This is a genomic window from Limosilactobacillus agrestis, from assembly GCF_014145585.1.
GTDB lineage: Bacteria > Bacillota > Bacilli > Lactobacillales > Lactobacillaceae > Limosilactobacillus > Limosilactobacillus agrestis.
The window spans coordinates 1-253 of sequence record NZ_JACIVF010000036.1 but is presented as its reverse complement, the minus strand read 5'-3'; the positions used below and the strand labels follow the sequence as shown (position 1 = coordinate 253).

Annotated in this window: 1 protein-coding gene; it reads right to left on the bottom strand. The window is 47.8% G+C overall.

Annotated elements, in window-relative coordinates; all coding sequences use genetic code 11:
- Positions 1-253, bottom strand: a 253-nt coding sequence (locus H5R88_RS03320; protein WP_310735476.1) for a hypothetical protein, incomplete at both ends; no start/stop codon positions are given.

Genomic DNA, 253 nt, shown 5'->3' with positions numbered 1-253 from the left:
TGCTAGCGAATCCACTAGTGCTTCAGTAAGCGCATCTGAATCAACTTCCGCATCAGTAAGTGCGAGTGAATCAACTAGCGCATCAGTAAGTGCCAGTGAATCCACAAGTGCTTCAGTAAGCGCCAGCGAATCCACAAGTGCTTCAGTAAGTGCCAGTGAATCCACAAGTGCCTCAGTAAGTGCCAGCGAATCAACTAGTGCTTCAGTAAGTGGCAGTGAATCAACTAGTGCTTCGGTAAGCGCATCTGAATCA